The organism is Streptomyces sp. W16 (genome assembly GCF_033194735.1).
Classification (GTDB): Bacteria; Actinomycetota; Actinomycetes; order Streptomycetales; family Streptomycetaceae; genus Streptomyces.
The window spans coordinates 1-3,184 of the sequence record NZ_JAWOAI010000803.1 but is presented as its reverse complement, the minus strand read 5'-3'; the positions used below and the strand labels follow the sequence as shown (position 1 = coordinate 3,184).

The window sequence follows — 3,184 nt, the reverse complement described above, 5'->3', positions numbered from 1 at the left end:
CTCCGCGACCAGCACCACCCGGTGGCCGGCCGCGGCCAGCAGCCGGGCGGTGGCCTCGCCGATACCGCTGCTCGCGCCGGTGATCAGCACGACCTTGCCGGTGCGGTCGGGGGACGGGACGGTGGTGGTCATGGGGAGCCCCTTCGGGGAAAGCCGGTCCGCGCGGCGGTGATCCACCGCGCCCTCCGAGCATGGGCGGGATCGCGCCGAAGCGGCAGGACGGGGCTTCCTGGGTGCGCCACTCCCAGGAAGCGGGGGCGCCGTAGGCTTTTGGAATGGACGGTAGGGACCGATACGCGCTCGGTGAGTTCCTGCGGGCGCGGCGCTCCAGGCTGACGCCCGCGGAGGTGGGGTTCCCCGGTTCCGGGGTGCGCCGGGTCGCCGGGCTGCGCCGTGAGGAGGTAGCCGTCCTCGCCGGAGTGAGCGCCGACTACTACGCCAGGCTGGAGCAGGGCCGGGAGCGCAGCCCCTCCGGCCAGGTGGTCGACGCCCTCGCGCGGGCCCTGTGCCTCGACATGGACGCCCGCTGGCACGCGTACCGGCTGGCCGGCCTGGTCCCGAGACCCGTCCCCGCCACGTCGGCCGACCGGGTGGACCCCGCGCTGCTCCGGCTGATGCACGCGTTCCCGACGGCGGCGGCGTACGTCATCAACCGGCGCCTGGAGGTCCTCGCCTCGAACGCGCTGGCCGACGCCCTCCTGGCGCCCCTCGGGGACCCCCGCAGAATGGTCCGCACCCTCTTCCTCGACCCCGCCGCCCGCGACCTCTTCGCCGACTGGCAGCACGTGGCACGCTGCTCGGCGGAGGCGCTGCGCCTGGCCACGGGACACGACCCGGACGACCCCGAACTCATCGCACTCGTCACCGAACTCCTCAGCGGCAGCGAGGAGTTCACCGCACTGTGGGGCGACCACAGCGTCAGCCGGCCGGGCCGCCGGTCCAAGACCTTCAACCACCCGGCCGTGGGCCGCATCACGCTCACCTACCAGACGTTCGACGTCCAGAGCGCCCCCGGTCAGTGCCTGTTGGTCGGCACGGCCGAGCCGGACACGCAGGACGCGACGTCGCTGGCCCGGCTCGCCTCCCTGCACGCACCCACCCCGTAATCTCGGTCAACACACGGTAAGAACGGGGGAGTTCACGCGATGGCGAAACCGGTACGCGCGGCACTGGGAGACATCTGGCTCAACTGCCAGGTCTGCCAAGGGGATCTGTTCCGCGAGCGGGGCGTCCTGCTCAACAGCACCGGCATGGAGTTCATGAAGATGGGCTGGGCCGACGAGAACGCGACCGGCCTGATCTGCTGGCGGTGCGGTTACGTCCACCTGTTCGTGAACAAGGACATCAAGCTCTACCGGGCGGACAAGTAGCGGGCACGGCCGACAGCGGCGCGGGGAGGGGGCGAGTCTCAGTGCCCGCGCCCTCCCCCGACCTGCCCCCTACTTCTTCCTCCCCCTGGCCGCCTTGCCCGCCCGGGAGGCCTTCGGCCTGCGCGCGGGGTCGGACGGTCCGGGGACCGTGGCGAGGTGCGGGGCGGAGAACTCCCGGTTGGCCAGGGTCTGGCGGCGGACGGAGGCGGGCAGGTCCGGCAGGGCCAGCAACCTGTCGCACGCCTCGGCGGAGGCCGCGAACTCGCCCACCCAGTAGGCGGTGATCGAGAGCTCGAAGAGGAGCCCCCAGCGGTACACCCAGGGTCTGGTGAAGAGCAGATCGTCCGGTTCCGGCCTGCCGACGGCATCGCCGAGCAGGGCGTACGCGGTGCGGTAGCGGCCCGCGAGACGCAGCCGGGACGCCAACTCGTAGCAGGCTTCCAGCCGTTGAGGGCGTCCGTCCCACGCCCGGGAGAACGCGTCCATCGCCCCCGGCCAGTCGCCGGTCCGCTCCGCCCTCAGGACTCCGGCCTCCAGCAGCGAGCAGTAGACCTCCTCGCCCCAGCCGCCCATCCGGGCGCGACGCTCGTAGAGAGCGATCGCTTCCTCCGTGTGCCCCAGGTCGCGTTCGGTGTTGGCCAGATAGAAGACGGTGCGCGGATTGTCGGGGTCGCGGTCCAGCTCGCGCCGCAGCAGACGCGCGTCCCGCTCGAACTTGTCGCCGCGGCACCCGCCGTCGGCCTGGTCCTCGATGACGAGCGCGCCGAGGTTCTCCTGGGCGTCGGGCTCGTCGGTGCACGGGTACTCGTGCGTGACACCCGCGTAGCGCCACAACCAGTCGCCCCGCATCAGGTGCTTGAACCGGTGCTGGGTGCCGGGACCGTCGTAACGCAGCATGTACGAGCCCGCCGTCAGCCTCGGCAGCGGGGCGTCCTGTCGCAGGACATGGTCGGCGTCGAGGGTGAGCAGGTAGTCCGCCCTGCCGCGGGCGAGCTGGATGTTCCGAGTGCGGTTGTGCCCGAAGTCGACCCAGGGTTCCTCGTGTAGTTCACCCGGAATCCCGTCCAGCACCTTGCGGATCACGTCCTGCGTGCCGTCCGTCGAGCCGGTGTCGGAGATCACCCAGTAGTCGATGAGGGGGCGGACGGCCTCCAGACAGCGCTCGATCACGAGCGACTCGTTCTTGACGATCATGCACAGGCAGAGGGTCTGCTGCTTCACGGCCTCACCCGTCCCGGACGCTGACGTCCCGTCGGAAACACGCGCGCCACAGTGGCACGCGCCCACTCCGCGACCGTCCATCCACGCGGAGGACCACACCCGAGAGCCCCCGAACAGCGGCGGCTGAGCCCGGACGGGTGATCACAGGTAAAAAATGCCCCATCAGAACGCATCGATTAGTCCGATACGATGACAAATTGGCGCGTCCGATCCGCTAGGCAGGTCGCCCCGGCCCGCTCAGGTCAAGCTCGCACTCGGATTCGGGACATCACCCGAACCGGTCGAGCAAGGAGCATGTGGATGAGTCCTGAGTTCCGCACATCACCACTCGGGCCGCTGGCCCGGAACAGGTTCCGCAAGACGGGCATGGTGGCCTCGCTCGCGCTGGTCCTGGCGGCCGGGGCGGCCGGTCCTGCCAGCGCGGCGGCACGGAGCATGACCGAGCAGGTCAAGACGGCAGCCGGCAATGGCGGCGGCGACTGCAAGCCGCACCACCATCACAAGTCCGAGGCGACCGAGGCCGGCGGCAACGGACACTGCAAGGGCCCGACCGGACCGACCGGCCCCACCGGCCCGAAGGGCGACCCGGGCCC

General features: G+C 71.1%; 4 protein-coding genes and 1 pseudogene. 3 read left to right on the top strand and 2 right to left on the bottom strand.

Going from position 1 to position 3,184, the window contains the following annotated elements; all coding sequences use genetic code 11:
- The coding region (locus R6V09_RS49530; protein ID WP_317888000.1) for an SDR family NAD(P)-dependent oxidoreductase at positions 1–132 on the bottom strand (132 nt) is incomplete at its 3' end.
- 143 nt (positions 133–275) lie between these two features.
- Between R6V09_RS49530 and R6V09_RS49525 the strand changes: the two genes are divergently transcribed.
- Together R6V09_RS49525 and R6V09_RS49520 are read left to right on the top strand one after the other, a co-directional pair.
- On the top strand, positions 276–1,106 hold the full coding sequence (locus R6V09_RS49525; RefSeq protein ID WP_317887999.1) for a helix-turn-helix transcriptional regulator: 831 nt from the start codon (positions 276–278) through the stop codon (positions 1,104–1,106).
- A 39-nt stretch (positions 1,107–1,145) separates the two neighbouring features.
- Entirely contained in the window at positions 1,146–1,370 is a 225-nt protein-coding gene (locus R6V09_RS49520; RefSeq protein WP_317887998.1) for a hypothetical protein, read from the top strand.
- A gap of 69 nt (positions 1,371–1,439) precedes the next feature.
- On the opposite strand, the gene R6V09_RS49515 is transcribed toward R6V09_RS49520, so the two are convergent.
- Positions 1,440–2,591 (bottom strand): glycosyltransferase, encoded by a 1,152-nt coding sequence (locus R6V09_RS49515; RefSeq protein WP_317887997.1) that lies wholly within the window; start codon positions 2,589–2,591, stop codon positions 1,440–1,442.
- A gap of 300 nt (positions 2,592–2,891) precedes the next feature.
- Between R6V09_RS49515 and R6V09_RS49510 the strand changes: the two are divergent.
- Positions 2,892–3,184 (top strand): annotated as a pseudogene (locus R6V09_RS49510) (hypothetical protein); the annotation flags it as partial.